The sequence below is a fragment of the Saccharothrix sp. NRRL B-16314 genome (assembly GCF_000716595.1).
Lineage (GTDB): Bacteria > Actinomycetota > Actinomycetes > Mycobacteriales > Pseudonocardiaceae > Actinosynnema.
Genome location: NZ_JNXC01000027.1, coordinates 19,252 through 40,273, shown reverse-complemented (window position 1 = coordinate 40,273; position 21,022 = coordinate 19,252). Strand labels below are relative to the sequence as shown.

Below are 21,022 nucleotides of genomic sequence, written 5' to 3'. Positions count from 1 at the left end.
GCCGTCCGTCAGTTGCCGCGCCCCCTGTCGTCCAGCACGAGAGGGGCGCGGCCCTTGACGCTGTAACGGATGTGCGTGACGTCCGGGGCGTGCAGGACCCTGGTCGGGGTCAGCTCGATGCCCTCGTCGGTGCCGAGCCCGAGGTCCGCGTCGAGCAGTCGCATCCCGGTGCCGAGCACGACCGGCACGACGTGCACCTCCAGTTCGTCGAGCAGGCCGGCCGCCAGGACCTGCCGCACCAGGGTGCCGCCACCGGCGACCGCGACGTTCTTGCCGCCGGCTGCGGCCCTGGCCTGCTCCACCGCGCTCGCGACGCCGTCCGTGACGTACGTGAAGCTGGTCCCGCCCTTGCGCTCCAGGGTCGGGCGCGGGCGGTGGGTGACGACGAAGACGGGGGCGCGGAACGGCGGCTCCTCGCCCCACGGCACCTCGCCGCCGTCGGCCATGCGCCGTCCCATGACGTACGCGCCGGCGGCCTCGAACGTCTCCCGGATGACGTCGGAGTTGAGGTCCTGCTCGCCGCCGGCGAAGCCCTGCCGCTCCCGCCACGCCATCGCGCTGATCGCCCAGCGGGTCACGCGGAAGAACGCGCTGCACTCCGCGGACCCCATCCAGTCGCCGTCGCCCTCGTGGCGCGGCCCGGCGTAGAAGCCGTCGAGGGACACCGACATCTGTGCGGTCACCTTGGTCATCGCGTTCCTTCCTCCCGGCGACGCCCGACGGGCTCGCTCGGGAGGGGATCGGAGCCGACGACCTGATTTCTACGTGGCCGCGACAAGATTTTTCCGGCGGTCCGCGGCCTCAGCCGGTCGACGCGCAGCGCGCCGCCCGGAGCAGCAGGAACCGCTGCTCGGGCACGTTGCCGGCGAGCCGTGCGGCCTGCCGGAACGCCTCGCTCGCGGCGGTGCGGTCACCCGCCTGTTCGAGCAGGTGGGCGCGGACGGCGACCAGCCGGTGGTTGCCCGCCAGCACGCCCCGCTCCAGTTCGGCGACGGCGTCCAGGGCGGCACGGGGGCCGTGCACCTCGCCCACGGCCACGGCCCGGTTCAGCGCGGCGACGGGGCTGGGCGCGATGCGTTCCAGCACGTCGTACAGCGCCAGGACCTGCGGCCAGTCGGTGTCCCCGGCAGTGGCCGCCTCGCAGTGCACGGCCGCGATCGCCGCCTGCACCTGGTACGGGCCGACGGGGTGGTCCGCCAGGCTGCGGGTCACCAGGGCGGCGCCCTCGGCGATGGCCGCCCGGTCCCACCTGGTCCGGTCCTGGTCGGCCAGCGGGACCAGGGTGCCGTCCGGCCCGGTGCGGGTCGCGGCACGTGCCTCGGTCAGCAGCATCAAGGCGAGCAGGCCGGCGGTTTCACCGGAGTCCGGCAGCCGGCGGTGCAGCTCCCGCGCCAGCCGCATCGCCTGGTCGGTGAGGTCCGGGCGACGCAGCGCGGGGCCGGCGCTGGCGCTGTAACCCTCGTTGAACAGCAGGTACAGCACGTGCAGGACCACCGCGAGCGCAGGTCCGCGTTCGTGGTCGGGCGGCAGCTCGAACCGGGCGCCCACCTCGCGCAGCCGCTGCTTGGCGCGGGAGATCCGCTGACCCATCGTCTTGTCGGGCACCAGGAACGCCGCCGCGATCTCGGTCGTGGTCAGCCCGGCGACGGCCCGCAGCGTGAGCGCCATCTGCGCGGACGGGGTGAGGGCGGGGTGGCAGCAGAGGAACAGCAGCTCCAGCAGGTCGTCCCGGACCGGTTCCGCGTCCGGTGGCGGTGCGAGCAGCCGGTCGCGCGGCACGGCGTCGAACAGGGCCTGCTCCCGGCGTTCCCGGGCGGCGTCGGAACGCACCTGGTCGACGTAGCGGCGTGCCGCGACCGTGGTCAGCCAGCCGAGCGGGTGTTCCGGCGCGCCGTTCCGCGACCACGTGGCGGCGGCATCGATCAGGGCCTCCTGCACGGCGTCCTCGCACCGGGCGAAGTCGCCGTACCGGCGGACGAGGATGCCCAGGACCTGCGGTGTCAGCGTGCGCAGGAGGTGTTCGACCGGACCGCCGGTCAAAGGTCGCCGCCGCCACGCTCCATCAGCGGCCACACCTCGAGGCCGCCGCCAAGGCCGCGGCTGTAGCGCAGGGCGGGGTAGGACTGCGCGATCTCCGCCGCGCGCTCCTCGCTGTCGACGTCGACCACGAAGTAGGAGCCGACGTACTCCTTCGCCTCCAGGTACGGGCCGTCGGTCACGACCGGCGCCTCACCGACCACGCGCACCGACCGCGGCCGGGCCACCAGACCCTGGGAGTCGACCAGCTCGCCGGACTCCCGCAGCGCCGCGTTGAACGCGTCCACCTCACCGACCAGCTTGGCGAACTCGTCCACGTCGACGCTGTTCCACACCTCGTCGTTGCCGTAGATCAGCATCAGGTACTTCACCGCTGGCCTCCGATCAGTCCGGTTCGGAGGGTCGATTCTGCCGGAGGGCGCGCCACGCCGCGCCACGTCACCGGGTGCGGCTAGCGTGCCGGGGCATGGGCATGTACGTCGCGGTCCGGGGATGGATCGAGTTCGACCACGGCCAGCGGCCTCTGGTCGAGGAGATCGTGTCCGGGCACGGCGACGGCTACGCGGGTGGTTGGGCGTTCCCGGCGGCACCGTTCAACTGGACGGCGTACGTGTTCTTCGGCGGCGACATCCGGGAGGCAGCCGTCGCCTCGTTGCGGGATCGGGTCGCGGAGTTGGCGCGGCTCGACCCGGTGGACGACGACCTGGACATGCCGGCGGGGTTCTTCCTGTTGAGCGACGAGCGGCAGCGGTCGGTGGCCTGGACGGTTCGTGACGGCCGGGTGGTCGAGACCCCGGCGCCCGCGGAACTCCGCTGGTTCGCGCGGCGCCCCTGAGGTCCCTGGTGGCGGACTGGTCCGGTCGCCGGTGATCCGCCGCGGCGACCGGACCGATCAGCCCGGGATCACGCCTGGCGGTCTTCGAGGGCGGAGGTGATGTCCCGCAGGACGGAGAGGTATTCGGAGTCCCCGAACGTGGAGAGGGACTGGATCGCCCGGTCCAGGTGTTCGGCTGCCATCGTCTTCCCCTGCTTGAGGACGGGCTCCGAGCCCAGGAGGGCCACCAGGTCGTCCTGCTCCGCCGAGGTGACCGCACCGGACGAGAAGTAGCGCTGGAGGAGTTCACGCTCGCCGTCGGTGCCCTGCTCGTTCGCGATGACGACCGGCAGGGACGCGCGGCAGGAGCGGACGTCGCTGAGCGGGTCCTTGCCGGCGGTGTCGAGCGTGCCCACGTAGGCCAGGACGTCGTCCTGCATCTGGAACGCCATGCCCAGGTTCTCGCCGAACGTGCGCAGCTGCGCGCGTTGCACTGGAGTGGCGCCGGCCAGCACCGCGCCCAGCTCGGTGCAGAGCCGGATGTACGACGCCGACTTCAGGTAGATGACCCGGCGGTAGGTGTTCCAGGTCAGGTCGGCCGTCCTGGTGGCTTCCGCTTCGCAGGCCTGGCCGAGGCACAGCTCGTGGCCGACCTCGGCGATGGCCTTCACGGCCTCCACGGTCGCGTACGGGTCGGAGTCGGACTCCGTGACGGCGCGGAAGAGCGCGAAGAAGAGCGCGTCGCCGGCGAGGATCGCGGTGTCGGTGCCGTAGCGGTGCCAGACCGACGGACGGCCGCGGCGGATCTCGTCGCGGTCGATGATGTCGTCGTGGACGAGGCTCGCGGTGTGGCCGACTTCCAGCCCGACCGCCACGTTGAGGACTTCGCGGGGATCGCGTCCGCAGAGGGCGACGGATGCCGCGAAAAGGGTGGGTCGAACGAGCTTCCCGGCCGGGAAGCAGGCGTAGCGCATCGTCTCGACCAGCAGATCTCCCCCTTCCGAGGGAAGCGTCCGCAGAAACGAGTCCAGAGCATCGGTCACGTTCGCGGACAGCTCTAAGTACGCGGTGTTGGCGATGGTCTTCATCATGCCTCCTCCTGGCCTTGACCAAATCTCGACGGTGACCTCGCGGCCATCTTTAATTCCCCACGCTGGAAAGCGGTCGCAGTTCGACGTTCACGCGACCCGCGACCGAGCCAAGAGGCGCGTAGGTGTGACGGAAATGCATTTTGCCCACCGGGGCGATTCGGGCCCGGGAGAGCAGGGACCGGTAGACCATCTTCACCTGGTGGCCGGCCAGCAGGCCTCCCACGCAGACGTGCGCGCCCACACCGAAGGGCGAGAAGATCCCCGGCCTGGAACGGTGCTCGGACCGCTCGGGGGAGAACCGGTCCGGGTCGAACGCCGCCGGATCCGTCCACGCCCCGGGGTGGCGCGCAGGAGGTCCGAGCAGGGCGAACACCAACGTTCCGGCGGGGATCTCGTGACCGCCCAGCTCCGTGTCCACGAGGTTTCGCCGCATCACGTGCGAGCTGACCGGGAACAGGCGCATGGTCTCGTTCCACACGCGTTCGGTCTTCTCCATGCGGGCGAGGGCCTGGACGCTCGGCTCGGCCGACGAAGCCTCCAACGCCTCTTCCCGGAGCTGCTCCTGCCATTCGGGCTCGTGCGAGAGGACGTGCGCCATGCTGCTCATCGACAGGGTGTTCGTGTCGAATGCGGCGAGCATGGTCGAGATGAACGTCCGCGCGAGCGTCTCGTCGTCGGTCCACTCGATTTCGCCCCTGGCCCGGCAGAAGCGGCTGAAAAGGTCGGTGCCCCCGGGGTTGCGGTTCTCCGCGATGCGCTCCGTCAGCGAGCGGAGCAGGCCGCGGTACGACTTGAGCATCCGGGACCGGACCGCACCGAGCGGAACGCCGACGGCGGGCGTGAAACTGGCCAGCCAGAGGCCGCGGATCGTGGCGTCCAGGCGTTCGGCTTCACGGGGGTCCTCGACGCCCATGAAGATGAGCGCGGAAATGCGCACCAGGAGCTTCCGGATGGCTGCCTTGGCCTCGATCCGGCCGCGCCCGACCCAGCCCGCGACTTCCTCCTCCACGAGCTTCTGGCAGCTCCGCGCGTACGACTCCAGCGCGTCCGGGGCGAACGCGGGGGACAGCAGGCGCCGGACGTCGCGGTGCGGCACGTCGTCCAGGGTGAGGATTCCGTCCCAGCCGTCGATCGTGTCGTCCATGCCGGAGAGGTAGTAGCCCCAGGCCACCCCGGACGACCAGCACTTGTCGCGGTTGCGGCCGACCCGGGAAACCAGGTCGGGATCGGCGACGCACACGATCGGGTCGACGCCGAACATGTGCCGGTAGACCGGCCCGAACCGCTCGACCTGGTCCCTGAGGTGGTCGTCCCCGCGCCGGACCCAACCGGCCACGTTGCGGTACCCCGCGAGCGCACCGGATTCGCCCGGCAGGTGGTCGAGCCGGTTGGCCAGAGGTATTCGGCCGATCCGCCGGATCGGCGCGCCGACGTCCGGGAGGGTCGCACTGACCAGGTCGCTCTTCATCGTTGCCTTCCTTGGACTTGGCTCAGCTCACGCGGCGCGGGCGAAGGTGAAGACACGGTTCTTGGCCAGGAAGGAGAGCGCCGGGAGCGAGGTGACGGCGGTCAGGGCGAACAACGCGATCAGCGCCGTGGTCCCGGCCGCTTGGGGCAGGTCCCGGAAGCCGTACGAGATCACCAGGCCGAGGGCCGTGAGCACGAAGTTCCGGTAGACGAAGAAGCTCTTCATCTTCCGCATGAAGTACTCGGCGTCGCGCCACCGCGACATGAACATCGCGGTCTCCACGAGGTTCAGGAGCACACCGGGGAGCACGAAGGCGAACGCGAGGTCGTCGACCACCAGCCACGCGGCGAGCGCCGTGATGATCAGGGAGGTCACGAAGGGGACGCGCGAGGCGTAGGCCTTGCCGAACCGGACGACGAGCGTCCGCTTGTTGCCCGCCTTGTCCTCGTCGTAGTCCAGCATCTCCTGGATGTGCAGGCTGCCGAACCAGATCGTGCCGAGGATCAGCGATTCGACCAGCACCGTCCCGCTGACGAAGGCCGGCAGGTTCCAGCTGCCCGCGTCGGCGGTCGCGGTCGGTGCGCCCAGCCTCAGCGCGAGGTACGCGGAGCACACCAGGATCGGGCCGAACGAGATGAAGTTCGAGAACTCGCCGAGTCCGATGTAGGACAGCTTCAGCTTCGAGTTGTACCCGAACATGAAGAACATGCCGGCCGCCACGCACAACAGGAAGCGCCACCCGACGAAGTGGATGATCCCGCCCAGCACGACCACGTAAATGGCCAGCAACGTGTAGAAGAAGCGCCAGACCTGCGGCACGGTCAACAACCGGCCGGTCAGCACGCCGCTGCCACCGGAGAACAGGGTGGGCGGCTGGGCGACTTCCGAATAGACGTCCTGCCGGTAGTTGGAGTAGTCCTTCAGCTCATCCCACACCTCCATGACGGCGTGTTGGATGAATGCGGCGCCGACGACGAGTGACGCCAGCAGGACGTGGGAATAGCCTTCCGCCCAGGCCTGGAGGACACCGACCATCACCGCGAGCGTGCTGGCGATCGTCCAGTGCGGGCGGACCAACCTGAAGTACGCCATCGGCTGCTCAAAGCCCGCCATCGAACGACACCCCTCCGGACTGGTTCCGCTGCGCGACGATGAAGATTTCGGTCGGCTCTTCGGACACCTCGACCACGGTCGTGTCCTCGGCGCCGAGCAACTGCGTGATCTCGTGGGCGATCTGCTTGGGGCGTTCGGCGTCGATCGTCCCCGTTTCGTACGAGAACATCCCCTGGACGGCCATCGGCTCGCCGCGTTCGCCCGTGTGGATGTAGCCGTTGGAAACGGAGTAGACGAGGATTCCTCCCTCTTTGACGAGGGTCACCGACTTCCGCACGCACGACTGGAGGTCGATGGACGTGCTGTTGAGCGTCCGCAAGGAGAAGAACAGGTCGTAGTCGGCGGACTCGGGCTTCCAGTCCTCGAACGAGCCGACGAAGCTGCGGACGTTCCGGTACCCGCTGAGCTGCTTGGCGACCTGTCGGATCGCTTCGGAGCTGATGTCGAGCAGGTCGATGTTCAGGTTCCGGTTCTCGAAGAGCTGGCGCACTTCGCGGCCGTCGTTCACGCCGACGCCGAGCACGGTCGCGTCCGGTGCGAGCGCGGACGCGAAAGGGGCGATCTTCTTGTACCAGGTGTCCTGGTAGAGCGCCCTGAGGTCGTTGACCTGGTCCCACTGGCCGTACTTCTGGTTGTACGCGTACTGCAAGGAGAGGAAGGCGTCCTCGACGAACCGGTCGAAATCGACGTCGATGCGGTGGCTGCGCCACACCTCGTGGAGCCGGAGCGCCGAGGCGGCCTTGTCGGCGGTTACCTGCACGCCGGTGTCATAGCGCCGGGAAAAATGCGTCTGGAACAGCATTTCAATGCTGTCTTCATGATGTTCGACTGATGCTAAATCATGGTCGTGCGCGCTGGTGTCTTCGTCCTGCTCCACCGGTGTAGCTCCTTGGGGTATCGAGTCTCACGTGGCAGCATAGGTACTCGGCTGTGTGCCCGGCGTGCGAACGTGAACATTGTTAACTAGACGTTGAACGGATATCCGAAGTGCTGCATCGGGCCGGTGTGAAACTTTCCCGCTAACGCAGACCTGCTGTGGTACCATCCCGCGCCTTTAGCTACCGGCGAGTCGTGTTCGCGGGCCGGAATCGGGTGATCGCAATCCGTGACGGAGTACGCCAAAAGGCCTATAGGTGCAGCGCGCGGCGGCTCGGCGAATACCGGTCGCCCGGCCATCCGGCTCGGCTATGGTTCGTCCGGACTGATTATCGTGAGAATGCGGAGGGGCAGTGATCCGGACTGAATTCGGGCCATTGGAGCTGTTCGGCGTGCCGGCGCCGACGATGTTCACCGTTGTTTCCGGGGTCGGCACGCTGTTCTGGGTCGTCACGTACGTGCTCGTCATCAGGAAGGGGTTCCGGGACCGCAGCTTCGCGATGCCGATCGCGGCGTTGTGCGGCAACATCTCCTGTGAAGCGATCTTCTCGTTCCTCTACCCCGCCGAGGGACTGCTCCGGCTGTCCAACTACGCCTGGTTCGCGCTGGACCTGGTCATCCTCTTCCAGATCATGAAGTTCGCGCCGAACGAATTCCCCGAACGGCGTCCCCTCGCGATCCGGGCGCAGGTCGTGTTCGGGATCGTGGTGGCGACCTGGTGCGAGATCGCGTTCGTCCGGGAGTTCCACGACTACGGCGGCGCCTACGTCATCTACGGCCAGAACCTGCTCATGTCGGCCGTGTTCATCGCGATGGTGCAGCAGCGCCGGTCCGCTCGCGGCCAGTCGATGGGCATCGCGATCTCGAAGATGGTCGGCACCGGGCTGTTCTCCGTCACCCTGTTCCTCTTCTCGCGCGACGACTTCGCACGGGGCCAGCTGCTGGTGTTCCTCTACGTGGCCTGCTTCGTGCTGGACCTCATGTACTGCCTCATCCTGCGGCGCTACGTCGTCGCCGAGAGGGAGGGGCGGGAGAGCCCGCAGGTGCAGGTCGGCGACAAGGTGTCGGCTTCCTGACCGCCGGTCTCCGGGCCGGTTACCGCCGGTTCGGGTGGACCACGTCCGGCAGGCGCCCTACCCGGGCGCCTGCCGTTGCACCGAGGGCGTTACCCGGGGGAACCTAGCCGCTGCCGAGGCAGACGAACGGTCGCCGCAACGGGTCCGCCGCGATGGCGTCGGCCAGTGCCACGGCCGGTCGGGCGCCGGCGGCGAGGCTGCGGTGGTAGTCGTCCATCGCGGCGGCGCAGGCCCGGTCGCCGACCCGGCTCAGCGGCGCCACCACCATCTGCGAGCCGCTGGCGAGCAGCGCGCTGGCGAACCCGAGCGGTTCGTCACCGGGGCGGATGCGGTTGAGGGCGAGTTCGCATGCGGCCAGCACGACCTGGCGCGGCGGGTGGGCCAGGCCGGTGATCTCGTGCGCGTAGAGCGGGCCGTCGCTGAGGTCCAGCCGGGAGAACAGGGCGTTCTCCGGCTCGTGGACGCCGTGCGCGGCCAGGTGGGCGATCTCCGCTCCGTCCAGCGACTTCAGCACGGACGCCGCCGTCGCGTCGTCGCCCGACATGAGCGCGGCGGTGGTGTAGTGCGCGCCCAGCTTGTCGATCTCACCGACGGCGGCGGGCAGCCCGGGACCGCGCACCAGCACCGTCGAGCCAACCGGGCGGTCTTCGACGCGGTTCGCGGCCAGCCAGGCGGTGGCGGACGGCGCGACGACCGTGGGCCGTCCGCGCAACGTCGGCAACACGCCCCACGGGACCGCGTACAGCGCACCGGTCGGCACGATCACCAGCTCCCGGTCGCCGATCAGCTTCGCCAGCGGCTGGATCAGCTGCGCGTCGAGCCGGTCCGCCTGCTTGCGGGCCGACGCGGACATCACTCGCGCCAGCGGTTCCGGCAGGTGGTCCGGCGCCAGGGCGTTCAGGTCCGCGTTCAGCATCCGGGCGCTCTCCGCGGCCACTTCGGCCGAGCCGAGCCGGGCCAGCCGGACGGTGGAGTCCACCACGACCACCGCGACCAGGGCGTCCTCGGACGACGCGAAGCTGACCAACGCGCGCTCGCCCAGCTGCGCCGTCACGTCGGTCAGGCCGGCGACCGGGCGCGGCTTGCCCCACCGGCCGCTGTGCCAGCCGAGCCGGTTCGCCTCGCGCAGGCGTTCGGCGTGACGGGCGCGCAGCCCGGCGGTGGAGTGGCCGTCGTGCTCGGCCTGGTGGATCGACTGGGTGAGGCTTCGGACCTCGGCGATGCGCTCGGCCAGCTCGGGGTTGTCCACCCGGGTCAGCGGCTCGTAGCGGTACGTCTGCGCCCTGGTCCGCTCCAGCCAGGTGAACAGCCTGCGGGCGTTGCCGCCGGCCAGGACGAGGTGGACGGCCAGCTCGGTCAGCTCACGGCCGTGCAGCGCGGTGCCGGACAGCAGTTCGAGGCCGCCCATCCGGTCGCGCACGTGGTCGAGGTCGGTCAGGCCGGCCCTGATCTCGGCCAGCGCGGTCGACCGGTCGCCGCGGGCCACGGCGAGTTCGGCGCGGCACAGGCGGCGCAGCAGGCGGTGGTCGATCGGGGTCAGCTTCCCGGGGCGCGGCACCAGGTCGAGGATTGCGGCGGCGGTGTCGACGTCACCGCGCCGGATGTGCAGGCGCACCGCCAACATCCGCGCGGACGCCGCCTGCTCGGCCAGCCTGGGCACGGGCAGCGCGCCGGCGAACGCGAGGGCCCGGGTCGGCAGGGAACGGGGGACGCGGCCGGACCGCAGGGCCACCACCGTGTCGACGCGGAGACCGATCAGCGTCGCGTTGGCGACGCAGGTGTCGCAGCCCCACCGCCGCATCCGCTGCCGGGCCGACGACGCCATGCCGCGGGCCAGGTCGAGGTCGTCGGTCATGTACGCGGCCACGGCCCGGTACAGCTCCACGTCGGCCAGGTCACGGGTGATGCCGTGCTCGGCGCGCAGCACGGCGAGGACGCTGTCGAGCTGGATGCCCGCCTCGTCCGCCAACCCGGCCGCCATCAGGGCCTGCGCCCGGTGCATACCGAGCAGGACGGGCACGTCGAGGTTCTGGTCGCGGTACGAGCGCTCGCTGTTCTCGTAGCGGCGCAGGGCGGACGGGACGTCGCCGACCCGCAGGTCCAGGATGCCCAGGCTGTGGTTCGCGTCGGCGGCCCGGTCGAGCAGCCCGTGCTCGGTCGCCATCGCGGCGGCCCTGGTCAGGTCTTGTCGAGCCCTGCCCACCGCGCCCAGTCGGGTGTGGGCCGTGCCCAGGCTCCAGAGGGACTTCACGACCGGCTCGACCAGCGACGGCACCGGTTCGCCTGCCGCGAGCCTGCGCTCCTCGTGGCCGAGCGCGGAGTCGAGGACGGCGATGGCGTTCTCGATCAAACCCGTGTTCAGCAGCAGCAGGCCGCGGTTGTGCTCGACGCTCCCGAGCAGCTCCGCCTGCACGAGCGGGTCGGTCACGTCCGCGATCAGCCGGCGGACCTCGGCCAGGCCGTCGAGCGCCGCGGTCGGGCCCGCCGACTCCGCCATCAACGTGGACAGCGTCGACAACAGCCTGATCCGGGCCACCAGCCACGCGGTCCGGGTGTCCGGATCGGTGGGAGCGATGCTGTCGGCCAGCTTCCGCCCGCGTCGAAGCAACCGCAACGCTTCGTGGTGCCGCCCGGAGCACGACGCGTCCACGCCGGTGCGGTGCAGTTCGCGTGCTTCGCGGATAACAGCGGCTTCGTCGCGTGAAGCGGGCACAGACACGGGTCTATGACATCACAGAACGCAACCGACCAATGCCCGCCGACCAGGATGGACCCGGTCGGCGGGCGTGATCACGGTTGACAGCTCAGACCGACGTCTTCTGCACGCAGCCGCCGCCGGAGCACATCGGCTCCAGCTCGCCGTCGTCGTGGGTGTGGTCGTGCTTGGGATCCAGGACGGGCAGCTGGTCCTGCTCGGGCTCCGGCAGGGCCGGCAGCGCGGTGGCGTCCGTTGGGACGTCTTCACCCAGGTATTCGGTCTTGGTGGTGTTAGACATAGCGATCTCCTCCCCTGATGATCGTTTAGCCCTTACTGCCCGACCCGGTCGGATGCTCCGGGTCACGTTCGGCGGCCCCCTCGTGCCGCACGAACAGAGCAATGGTGGCACAACGGCGTAACCATCGGGGGAGAAATTTCCACATCGAGTAGCAGCACGCCCCTGTGCTGCTGAAACGGCCGAACCATCACACTTTTGGGTATTCCGTGTATTTCGCTGCGTTAACCGGCAGTAGCAGGCCCGTGCCTTGGTGTGTCCGGTGCCAGGGCACGGGCCAACGCGTTCCGCGTCGAAATGATCTTGTGCGAAGAAGAATCCGGTGTGGCAAAGGCGAAATCGTCAGCTGGTCGGGACGACCGCGGTGGGCGGAACCGATTGCGTGGTGGGTGGCGCGGCCGACGGCTGGGGCGACGGCGTGGTCGACGGCTGCGGCGACGGCGTGGCCGGAGGTGCGGTGGTGGTGAACGCCGGATCGGTGCCCGGGATGACGATCGTGAAGGGCGGCACGCCCGGGATCTCCCGGCAACCGTTCTCGTCGTGGACGACCCGCGGGCGCGGGTAGCGGTTGTCATCGCGGGCCGTCCTGCCGTTGCAGCCGTACCACGGCGAGTCCAGCGGGCGGCCGTCCTCGTCGTACAGGTGCACGTCGGTCAGCGGCCTGCCGTCCTTGTCGAACACGTAGATGTTGTCGGGCACCGACGGCGGCGCCGTGTTGTAGGAGACCGGGGCGGACCGTTCGTAGAAGAGCCAGGACGTCATCGAGCTGAAGATGAGCAGCAGCCCGCCGATGGCGAGGCCGGTCGAGGGCAGGCTGATCCACAGCCACCGGCGGTCGGTCTTCGACTTGGGGCCGGCGACCATCGACAGGAAGGCGAGCGTCACGATGACCAGGACGATCGGCGACCTGAGGCGGTACGCCAGCACGCCCACCGCGACGATGAGCAGCGCCCGTGCCACCCACCACATCGGCTGGAAGGTGCGCAGGGGCGTGAGGAACCGCAGTGGCTCCGACCGCTCGGCGCGTCGGAGGACGTCCCTCAGCGCCACGGTTTCCGGCAGCCTGCCGACTGCCGCGAGGAGGTCCTTCTGCCGGAACACCAACAGGGTGCCCGCGGCGGCGCAGAGGCCGACGAGCACGGTCAACTCCTGGCTGTCGCCCCCGGACGCGGCGTAGGCGAAGGCCATGAGGGTGCCGGCGACGAGGCTCCACAGCGTGTACCGGGCCAGGAGCATCGGGCGGACGCCGGCCGGCGCCGCGGGTGCGGGTGGCGGGTAGCCGGCGGCGGCGCGCAACTCCTGCGCGTACGCCTGCGGCGTGCCCAGCCGGTCGATCAGCGCGGCGAGGGTGAACTCGTCGCCCATCTCCTCCGCGACCTCGACCACGTGCGCGCCGGCGTCGTCCATGATCTCGCCGACCTCGGCGGCGGGCAGGTCCGACAGAGCTCCGCGCATCGCGTCCAGGTAGTGCTGGACCTCGGTGTTCGCCTGCGTGTTCATGCACCCTCCCCCAACAGATCGTCCAGCGCCTGCGCGAACGACTTCCAGGTCTTGCCAGAATCGAGCAGCCGCGCGCGGCCCGGCTCGTTGAGGCTGTAGTACTTGCGGTGCGGGCCCTCTTCGCTGGGCACGACGTACGACGTGAGCAGGCCGGCGTTGTAGAGCCGGCGCAGGGTGCCGTAGACCGAGGCGTCGCCGACGCCGTCGAGGCCGCCTTGCCGCAGTCTGCGCAGCACGTCGTACCCGTACCCGTCCTCCTTGCGCAGCACCGCGAGGACGGCGAGGTCCAGCACCCCCTTGAGCAGTTGACTGGTGTCCATGCAGCTCTCCCCGGTGGTGTGCGATGGATGCTACTACGTAATGCGCAGTACCGCGTACGAAGGGGTAGTGCGAGGATCGTCGCGTGGCCGCCGACTCCGTGGAAGACCCCTCGTGGGTGTGGGACCTGGTGGCGCGCGACGAAGACGTCCGGCGGCGGGCGCTGGCCCGGCACCAGGCGTCGGTCAAGGCCGCGGCGGACGCCCTGCGCTGGTCGAACGACGTGTGGGCGCGCGCCGGGACGCCCGCGCCGGCCGAGCCGCGCCTGGCCGCCGAGATGGACCGGGCCCGCGCCGCCTTCCGGCGGCACTACGGGCGGACGGTCATGGAGCTGACCTCCCCGGTGTGGGGCGCGGACCGGGAACTCCGGGAGCGGCACGCGCCGTTCGTGCTGCTCTACCTGGACTGGGAGGGGCGTTACCCGGACGACTGGGGTGCGCGGGCCTCGTACCTGTGGTCGCCGTGGGGTCGCAAGCAGGTGTTGTTGCGCGCGCTGGAGAAGGGCGGCGTGCCGGAGACCATCCGGCCGCGGATGACGGACCTCGTCACCGACGTGCTGCGCCGCCCGTACCGCTGCAAGGACTGGCTGTACGCGCGCCTGGTCCGGCACATCGCGGACGACCGGTTCCGCGAGCGCATGCGGAGCCTGTCGGAGGACCCCGACCCGGTGGTCCGGCGGCGCGCGGAGTTCCTGCTGCACGTCGCCGAGCACCCGCAGCCGAAGGTGCGGCAGACCACGTGGGGGCGGTGGCTCGACTCCGCCGGCGAGCGGTGAGACCGGGTGCGGGGTCGGCCGCACCCGGTCACCGGTACGTCAGCGGTTGAACGCCGCGATGGCGGGCAGGGCCCGGCCGGACCAGTCGAACAGGGCCTGGTTGTCCCAGCCGCTGCCGGTCGACGGGTTGTACGGGTCCCAGTTGTTGCCCGGCACGGCGTACCAGGTCGGTTCCCAGTACACGGCGCCCAGCCCGCGCCCGCCGGGCACGGCCTGCACGACGCTCAGCACGTCGCGGAAGTTGGCCAGCTGGCCCTCGGACGTGGCCGGATATCCCGGCACCAGCTGGGACCTGTCGCTGAACGCGTTCCCCTCGTGGTCCGCGTTGTCCATCGTGAACGGGTACGCGGTCTCCACGACCAGGATGTCCTTGCCGTACCGGGGCGCCGCCTCGAACATGGTCCGCTGCAGCTCGCCCAGCGTCCCGTGCCAGTAGCCGTAGTACGACAGGCCGATGACGTCGAACGGGACGCCGCGCGCGACGGCCGAGTCGTACCACCACCGGACGGCGCCGGTGTCGGTGCCCTTGGCCACGTGCAGGATGACCCTGGTGGACGACGACACGGCCTTCACCGCGCTGACACCGCTCTTGAGCAGCGTGGCGAGCCGGTCCCAGTTGTCCGTGGAACCGTCCGGCCAGAGCATCCCGCCGTTGATCTCGTTGCCGACCTGGACCATGTCCGCTGTCGTGCCCTGCGCCTTAAGGGCGTTGAGCACGTCGTAAGTGTGTTCGTACACGGCCTGCGTGAGGCGTTGGAAGCTGTAGGACGCCCACGCCGCCGGCTTGTTCTGCCGACCGGGGTCGGCCCACGTGTCGGAGTAGTGGAAGTCGACCATCAGCTGCAAGCCCTGTGCCTTGACCTTCCTGGCCATCGCCAGGACCTTCGCCTTGTCGTTGTAGCCGTCCGCCGGGTTCACCCACACCTTCAGGCGGACCAGGTTCATCCCGTTGGCCTTCAGGATCTGCAAGGCCTCCTGCTGCTGCCCGGACGCCGTGCGGTAGACGCCGCCCAGGTCCTCGGCCTTCTTCAGCGTGGACACGTCACCGCCGCGGATCGGCAGGGACGTCTGCCCGGAGGCGAACTGGACGTCGTCGAAGTTCGTCCAGTTGCCCGCGCGCGCGTTGGAGAACAGCACGACCGTGCACTGGCCGCCGGACACGGTCGCGGTGACCGCGAGCTGGACCCACAGCTCACCGGCGCTCACCGGCACGTGCGTGCGCTGCTCGGCGCCGCCGCACCCGCGCAGGGCCACGTAGGACTGGACCTGCCCACCGCCGGAACGGACCCAGACCCGCGTGGTGAACCGGCCGTCGGCCAGGCCGGTGAGCGTCTGCCTGGTCTCGACCTGGTACGCGGACGACGACCAGTGGGACAGCCGGTGGTTCCCGGACCGGCCGCCGTACTCGTTGAACGACGCGGCCTGCGTGCCGTTCGGCGAGTACGTCGTCCAGCCGGACGTGCCGGATTCGAAGCCGCCGTTGGTGATGGTGGATGCGGCCGATGCCGTCGGTGCCGTTAACGCGGCAACGGCGAACACCGCCGCCGCTGCGCACACCCACTTGGCAGGGAGTTTCTTGGGACCTGTCATTCGTCCTCCTCGTCGAGAACGCGCCGGGTTGGGGAAACCCGCTCAGGACCTGAGCACGGCCGTGCCGCCCGGGGGGACGCACAGCTCGGACTCGCACCGCAGTCCGGTGAGCAGCTCGGTGCCCGACGCGGCGAGGCGCACCTCGGCGTCGGTGTGGTTGAGCACGAACAGGTAGTCGGCGTCGACCCCGCGCCGGCGGACCACCTCCACGTCACGCGGCAGGTCGTCCCGGACCTCGACGCCCGCCTGCGCGCAGACGTCCCGCAGCACGTGGTCGAGCGCCGCGCCGCGCAGCCGGGTCGAGACGTACCAGGCGTTGCCGGAGCCGAACCGGTGCCGGGTGACCGCCGGACCGCCCGCCGCCGGACCGTCCACGTAGGAGTGCACGCTCTCGGCTCCCACCAGCCGGAGGTGCTCCGCCCACACGTCACCGCGCAGCCCGCCGTCGAGCCCGACCTCCTCGCCCTCGCGCAGCGGCAGGAACTCCTCGACCTCCAGCCCGAGCACGTCGCGCAGCGCGCCGGGGTGGCCGCCGGGGTGCACGGCGTCATTGACGTCGACGATGCCGGAGAAGTACGAGACGACGAGCGTGCCGCCACCGGCCACGTAGTCGTGCAGCACCTTCGCCGCCGCCGTGGTCGTCAGGTACAGCGAGGGCACCACGACCAGCCGGTAGCCGCTCAGATCGGCTTGCGGCGCAACGAAGTCCACCGTCAGCTTGGCGTCCCACAGCTGCTCGTAGAACGCGCCGACGCGCTCCCGGTACGACAGGTCGACGGACGGCCGCCAGTCCAGTTCCAGCGCCCACCACGACTCCCAGTCCCACAGCACCGCGACGTCGGCCCGGACGAGGCTGCCGCGCACCTCCTCCAACGCGGCCAGGTCCGCGCCGAGCCGCACGACCTCGTGCCACAGCCGGCTGCGGGTGCCCGAGTGCGGCAGCATCGCCGAGTGGAACTTCTCCGCGCCGAAGCGGGAGGCCCGCCACTGGAAGAACATCACCGCGTCCGCGCCGCGCGCCACGTGGGTCAGGCTGTTGCGGCCCATCTCGCCCGGCCGCTTGGCGAGGTTGCGCGGCTGCCAGTTCACCGCGCCGGTGGAGTGCTCCATGAGCATCCACGGCCGGCCGCCGGCCACCGCGCGGGTCAGGTCGGCGGACATGGCCAGGTCGATGTGGTTCCGGTCGGCCTCGGCGGTCAGGTAGTGGTCGTTGGCGACCACGTCCACCTCGCGGCCCCAGCGCCAGTAGTCGATCGACTTGCAGTTGGTGGTCATGAAGTTCGTGGTCACGGGCACGGTGGAGTGGCTGCGCAGGATGTCGCGCTCGGCCGTGTAGCAGGCCAGCAGCTCGTCCGAGCAGAACCGGGCGAAGTCCAGCTCGTGCGCCGGGTTGCCGGTGGTGCCGGAGACGCGCGGCGGCTCGACCTCGGCCCACTCGCCGTAGTGCTGGCCCCAGAAGCTGGTGCCCCAGGCCTCGTTGAGCGCGTCCAGCGAGCCGTGCCGGGCACGCAGCCAGCGCCGGAACGCGGCGGCCGACTCCGGGCAGTAGCACGCGCCGACGGGTGCGCCGTACTCGTTGTGCACGTGCCACAGCGCCACCGCCGGGTGGTCGCCGTAGCGCGCGCCGAGCTGCCGGGTGATGTTCGCGGCGGCCTGGCGGTAGGCGGGCGCGCTCGGGCAGAACGTCGCCCGCGACCCGCGTTCCAGCTCGGTGCCGTCACGGGTGATCGGCCGGATGCCGGGGTGCGCGCGGTAGAGCCACGCGGGCGGCACCACGGTCGGGGTGGCCAGGTTGACCGCGATGCCCGCGCCGTGCAGCAGGTCGAGCAGCCGGTCCAGCCAGCCGAAGTCGAACTCACCGGGCCTCGGCTCCAGCCGCGCCCACGCGTGGATGGCGACGCTGACCAGGTTCACCCCGGCCTGCCGCATCAGCTCGACGTCCTCGACCCACACCTCTTCCGGCCACTGCTCGGGGTTGTAGTCCCCGCCGTAGACGAGTCCGTCCACGCCTACCGGCATCCGCGGTGAGAAGGGGTCCTCCACGGCCTGCCCCTCGGCCTGGCGAGGCACCACAAACGTCATGAACACTCCTGCGGCTGTGAACGTGCACGGTCTGATCGAAGATTACTTTGCAGATAAATGCCCCTGTCAAGAGGTTGACAGGGGCGACGTGGGTGCAACTACTGTGCACGTTCACAGCGCGGTTCTCGCTGGCAGTGGCGTCAGCGACGCGGAACCCCCGGAGACCCCATGCGACTCGACATCGCGAAGAAGGCCGCGGCAGTCGGCCTCGGCCTCGCCCTGCTCGCCGGTTGCGGCGGAGGCGGCGAGCAGGCCGCCGACGGCCCGGTCGAACTCTCCTTCTGGGCCTGGGCGCCCGAAATCGACAAGGTGGTCGACAAGTGGAACGCCGACCACCCGGACGTCAAGGTCGTGGTGAGCAAGCAGGCACAGGGCGACGACCTGGTCACCAAGCTCATGACCAGCGCCAAGGGCGGCAACCCGCCCGACCTCGCGCAGGTCGAGTTCCAGGCGTTGCCGACGCTGGTCAGCAACGACGTGCTCGCGGACGTCTCGGAGTGGGCGGGTTCGGCGAAGGACAAGTTCGCGCCGGGCATCTGGGACCAGGTGACGCTGGGCGGCGCCGGGGTCTACGCCGTGCCGCAGGACTCGGGTCCGATGATGTTCTACTACCGCACCGACCTGTTCCAGCAGTACGGCCTGACCGTGCCGACGACCTGGGACGAGTACGCGCAGACCGCCCGTGACCTGCGGGCCAAGGCGCCGGACAAGTTCCTCGGCACGTTCTCGGCCAACGACCCGGGCTGGTTCGCGGGCCTGGTGCAGCAGGCCGGCGGCTCGTGGTGGTCGGTGGACGGCGACGCGTGGAAGGTCTCCGTGGACGACGCCGCGACGAAGAAGGTGGCGGGGTACTGGAGCGGCCTGATCGCCGAGGGCGCGATCGACAAGGCGCCGATGTACACGCCGGAGTGGAACAAGGCGCTCAACGACGGCACCCAGATCGGCTGGCTGAGCGCGGTGTGGGCACCGGGCGTGCTCAAGGGCAACGCGGAGGGCACGGCGGGCAAGTGGGCGATGGCCCCGATGCCGCAGTGGGACCCCGCCAAGCCGCGCACCGGCAACTGGGGCGGCTCGACCACGGCGGTGACCGCGGCGTCGAAGAAGCAGAAGGCGGCGACCGAGTTCGCGATCTGGCTCAACACCGATCCCGCGGCCGTCGAGGCGCTGGTGACGGTGAGCGGGATCTACCCGGCGGCCACGTCGGCGCAGGAGGCGCAGGCCAAGCCACCCGCGTTCTTCCCGAACCAGCCGGACTTCTACACGCAGGCCGCCAAGATCGCCGGGACGTCCTCCGGGTTCACCTGGGGACCGAACGTCAACGTCACCTACACGGCGTACAAGAACGCCATGGGCGAGGCGATCAGCGCCGGCGCGGACCTGGTGCCCGCGTTGACGAAGATGCAGGCCGCGACCGTGGACGACATGAAGGCCAACGGCTTCACCGTCGGCGGCTGAGGAGAACACCCGTGACGACTCGTGTGTCCGGGCGGGGTGGTGCGGCGCCGAAGGTGGCGCCGTACGCCTTCGTCGCCCCCGCGGTGGTCCTGTTCCTGCTGGTGTTCGCGCTGCCCATCGCGTACACGGTGTACCTGAGCCTGTTTCGGACCGAGGTCAAGGGGCTGGGGCTGGGCAAGGGCGGCCGGTCGGAGGTGTTCGTCGGCCTGGACAACTACTGGCGCGCGCTCACCGACTCCGAACTCGGCGCGGGCGCGTTGCGGGTGTTCGGCTACGGCGCGATCCTCGTGCCGACGATGCTCGGCCTGGCGCTGGTGTTCGCGCTGCTGCTGGACGAGGACCGGGTGCGCGCCCGCGGGTTCAGCCGGATCGCGATCTTCCTGCCGTACGCGATCCCGGGCGTCATCGCGTCGCTGCTGTGGGGGTTCCTGTACCTGCCGGGGACGAGCCCGTTCAACCAGCTGCTGCGCGAGCTGTCGCTGCCCGAGGTGGACGTGCTGTCGCCGACCGGGATCTACTTCGCGCTGGCCAACATCGCGGTGTGGGGCGGGGTCGGCTACAACATGGTGGTCCTGTACACCGCGTTGCGGGCGATCCCGCGCGACCTCTACGAGGCGGCCCGGATCGACGGGTGCACGCCGTTGCAGGTCGCGTTGCGGATCAAGATCCCGTTGCTGGCGCCGGCGTTGGTGCTGACGTCGTTGTTCTCGGTCATCGCGACGCTCCAGGTGTTCGCCGAGCCGACCACGCTGGCGCCGTTGACCAATTCGCTCTCGCTCACCTGGACCCCGTTGATGAAGGTCTACCAGGACGCGTTCGGCCGCGGCGACCTCTACTCCGCCGCCGCGACGTCCGTGCTGATCGCGTTGGTGATGTTCGTGATCTCGTTCGGGCTGCTGCGGCTGACCCGTTCGCGGGCGTTCGGGGGTGAGCGGTGAGCGCCGTGCTGGTCGAGGACCGGGTCGTGACGCCACCTCCGGTCCGCCGGCGTTCGCTGGTGTCCGCGTTGGGCGCGCTGCCGACGGTCGTGCTGCTGCTGGGTGCGGTGTACTGCCTGTTCCCGGTGGCGTGGGTGCTGGTCGCGGCGACCAAGAGCACCGGCGAGCTGTTCTCCACCACGACGTTGTCCGTCGGCTCGTCGCTGGTGGCGAACATCGGCGAGCTGGCCGGGTACCGGGACGGGATGTTCTGGCGGTGGATGGCGAACTCCGCGCTGTACGCGGGCGTGGGCGCGCTGCTGTCGGCCGCGCTGTCGGGCGTCACGGGGTACGCGTTGGCCAAGTACACGTTCCGCGGTCGGACGCTGATCTTCAACGCGCTCATCGCGGGTGTGCTGGTGCCCGCGGTGGTGCTGGCCATCCCGCAGTACCTGCTGATGTCGAAGATCGGGCTGTCCGACACGTACCTGTCGGTGCTGCTGCCGAGCGTGGTCAGCCCGTACGGGATCTACCTGGCCCGCATCTACGCCGCCGCGTCGGTGCCGGAGGACGTGGTCGAGGCGGCCCGGACCGACGGCGCGAGCGAGGTGCGCATCCTGGGGTCCATCGCGCTGCCGATGATGGTCCCCGGGCTGGTCACGGTGTTCCTGTTCCAGTTCGTGTCCATCTGGAACAACTTCATGCTGCCGTACATCATGCTGGCCGACGACGGGAAGTTCCCGGTCACGCTGGGGCTCTACACGATGCTCAAGCAGGGCAACAGCGTGCCCGCGCTCTACACCCTGGTCGTCACCGGTTCACTCGTCTCGGTGCTGCCCTTGATCGCTCTGTTCCTCACTTTGCAGCGATACTGGCGCATCGACTTGCTCTCCGGAGCGGTGAAAGCATGAGGGAGT

Annotated in this window: 19 protein-coding genes; 6 read left to right on the top strand and 13 right to left on the bottom strand. The window is 70.1% G+C overall.

From position 1 onward, the window contains the following. Positions 1-8: 8 nt before the first annotated feature. The 3 genes from OQ02_RS30165 to OQ02_RS30155 all read right to left on the bottom strand — a co-directional run bounded on the left by OQ02_RS30165 (position 9) and on the right by OQ02_RS30155 (position 2,408). A complete protein-coding gene (locus tag OQ02_RS30165; RefSeq protein ID WP_033442029.1) occupies positions 9-692 on the bottom strand; it encodes a dihydrofolate reductase family protein in 684 nt (227 codons plus the stop codon). 109 nt (positions 693-801) lie between these two features. Next, positions 802-2,040 (bottom strand): RNA polymerase sigma factor, encoded by a 1,239-nt coding sequence (locus tag OQ02_RS30160; RefSeq protein ID WP_033442028.1) that lies wholly within the window; start codon positions 2,038-2,040, stop codon positions 802-804. Beyond that, positions 2,037-2,408, bottom strand: a complete 372-nt coding sequence (locus OQ02_RS30155) for a YciI family protein (protein ID WP_033442027.1) — start codon at positions 2,406-2,408, stop codon at positions 2,037-2,039. Before OQ02_RS30155 ends, OQ02_RS30160 begins: the two co-directional genes overlap by 4 nt. Positions 2,409-2,503: 95 nt before the next feature. On the opposite strand from OQ02_RS30155, the gene OQ02_RS30150 reads away from it, so the two are divergent. After that, entirely contained in the window at positions 2,504-2,872 is a 369-nt protein-coding gene (locus tag OQ02_RS30150) for a hypothetical protein (protein WP_033442026.1), read from the top strand. A gap of 68 nt (positions 2,873-2,940) precedes the next feature. On the opposite strand, the gene OQ02_RS30145 is transcribed toward OQ02_RS30150, so the two are convergent. Genes OQ02_RS30145 through OQ02_RS30130 form a run of 4 tightly spaced genes read right to left on the bottom strand, consistent with a single transcriptional unit; the run spans position 2,941 to position 7,400 of the window. Beyond that, entirely contained in the window at positions 2,941-3,942 is a 1,002-nt protein-coding gene (locus OQ02_RS30145; RefSeq protein ID WP_051772964.1) for a polyprenyl synthetase family protein, read from the bottom strand. 49 nt (positions 3,943-3,991) lie between these two features. After that, complete coding sequence (locus OQ02_RS30140; RefSeq protein ID WP_051772963.1) at positions 3,992-5,410, bottom strand: cytochrome P450; 1,419 nt, start codon at positions 5,408-5,410, stop codon at positions 3,992-3,994. 27 nt (positions 5,411-5,437) lie between these two features. Next, positions 5,438-6,523 carry a prenyltransferase gene (locus OQ02_RS30135; protein WP_081916044.1) on the bottom strand — a complete coding sequence of 362 codons (1,086 nt, stop codon included), beginning with the start codon at positions 6,521-6,523 and terminating at the stop codon, positions 5,438-5,440. After that, positions 6,510-7,400, bottom strand: coding sequence for a class I SAM-dependent methyltransferase (locus tag OQ02_RS30130; protein WP_156077393.1), 891 nt, complete (start codon positions 7,398-7,400; stop codon positions 6,510-6,512). Before OQ02_RS30130 ends, OQ02_RS30135 begins: the two co-directional genes overlap by 14 nt. Before the next feature lie 352 nt (positions 7,401-7,752). On the opposite strand from OQ02_RS30130, the gene OQ02_RS30125 reads away from it, so the two are divergent. After that, positions 7,753-8,475: a transmembrane-type terpene cyclase gene (locus tag OQ02_RS30125; protein ID WP_156077392.1), complete on the top strand. Its 723-nt coding sequence runs from the start codon at positions 7,753-7,755 to the stop codon at positions 8,473-8,475. A 103-nt stretch (positions 8,476-8,578) separates the two neighbouring features. Here the strand turns inward: OQ02_RS30125 and OQ02_RS30120 are convergent, their stop codons facing one another. The 4 genes from OQ02_RS30120 to OQ02_RS30105 all read right to left on the bottom strand — a co-directional run bounded on the left by OQ02_RS30120 (position 8,579) and on the right by OQ02_RS30105 (position 13,288). Next, on the bottom strand, positions 8,579-11,188 hold the full coding sequence (locus tag OQ02_RS30120) for a CHAT domain-containing protein (RefSeq protein ID WP_033442023.1): 2,610 nt from the start codon (positions 11,186-11,188) through the stop codon (positions 8,579-8,581). Between the two features lie 91 nt (positions 11,189-11,279). Next, positions 11,280-11,471, bottom strand: a complete 192-nt coding sequence (locus tag OQ02_RS30115; protein ID WP_033442022.1) for a hypothetical protein — start codon at positions 11,469-11,471, stop codon at positions 11,280-11,282. Between the two features lie 339 nt (positions 11,472-11,810). Then, the gene (locus OQ02_RS30110; protein WP_033442021.1) at positions 11,811-12,968 is read right to left on the bottom strand and encodes an HAAS signaling domain-containing protein; all 1,158 of its coding nucleotides are present in this window, start codon (positions 12,966-12,968) and stop codon (positions 11,811-11,813) included. Further along, the gene (locus OQ02_RS30105) at positions 12,965-13,288 is read right to left on the bottom strand and encodes a PadR family transcriptional regulator (protein WP_033442020.1); all 324 of its coding nucleotides are present in this window, start codon (positions 13,286-13,288) and stop codon (positions 12,965-12,967) included. The genes OQ02_RS30110 and OQ02_RS30105 overlap by 4 nt, the downstream gene beginning before the upstream one ends. An 83-nt stretch (positions 13,289-13,371) precedes the next feature. Between OQ02_RS30105 and OQ02_RS30100 the strand changes: the two genes are divergently transcribed. Then, positions 13,372-14,061 carry a hypothetical protein gene (locus OQ02_RS30100; protein ID WP_033442019.1) on the top strand — a complete coding sequence of 230 codons (690 nt, stop codon included), beginning with the start codon at positions 13,372-13,374 and terminating at the stop codon, positions 14,059-14,061. Between the two features lie 39 nt (positions 14,062-14,100). Here OQ02_RS30100 and OQ02_RS30095 read toward each other — a convergent pair whose 3' ends face one another. Continuing rightward, positions 14,101-15,651: a glycoside hydrolase family 53 protein gene (locus tag OQ02_RS30095; RefSeq protein ID WP_051772960.1), complete on the bottom strand. Its 1,551-nt coding sequence runs from the start codon at positions 15,649-15,651 to the stop codon at positions 14,101-14,103. Between the two features lie 42 nt (positions 15,652-15,693). Continuing rightward, the gene (locus tag OQ02_RS30090; protein WP_231500296.1) at positions 15,694-17,733 is read right to left on the bottom strand and encodes a beta-galactosidase; all 2,040 of its coding nucleotides are present in this window, start codon (positions 17,731-17,733) and stop codon (positions 15,694-15,696) included. Positions 17,734-17,901: 168 nt separating this feature from the next. On the opposite strand from OQ02_RS30090, the gene OQ02_RS30085 reads away from it, so the two are divergent. From OQ02_RS30085 to OQ02_RS30075, 3 genes are read left to right on the top strand one after another with little or no spacing between them, the layout of a single operon-like run. After that, the gene (locus tag OQ02_RS30085; RefSeq protein ID WP_033442016.1) at positions 17,902-19,188 is read left to right on the top strand and encodes an ABC transporter substrate-binding protein; all 1,287 of its coding nucleotides are present in this window, start codon (positions 17,902-17,904) and stop codon (positions 19,186-19,188) included. A gap of 11 nt (positions 19,189-19,199) precedes the next feature. Continuing rightward, a complete protein-coding gene (locus OQ02_RS30080) occupies positions 19,200-20,126 on the top strand; it encodes a carbohydrate ABC transporter permease (RefSeq protein ID WP_231500295.1) in 927 nt (308 codons plus the stop codon). Then, positions 20,123-21,016: a carbohydrate ABC transporter permease gene (locus OQ02_RS30075; RefSeq protein ID WP_081916043.1), complete on the top strand. Its 894-nt coding sequence runs from the start codon at positions 20,123-20,125 to the stop codon at positions 21,014-21,016. Before OQ02_RS30080 ends, OQ02_RS30075 begins: the two co-directional genes overlap by 4 nt. The last annotated feature ends 6 nt before the right edge of the window (positions 21,017-21,022 follow it).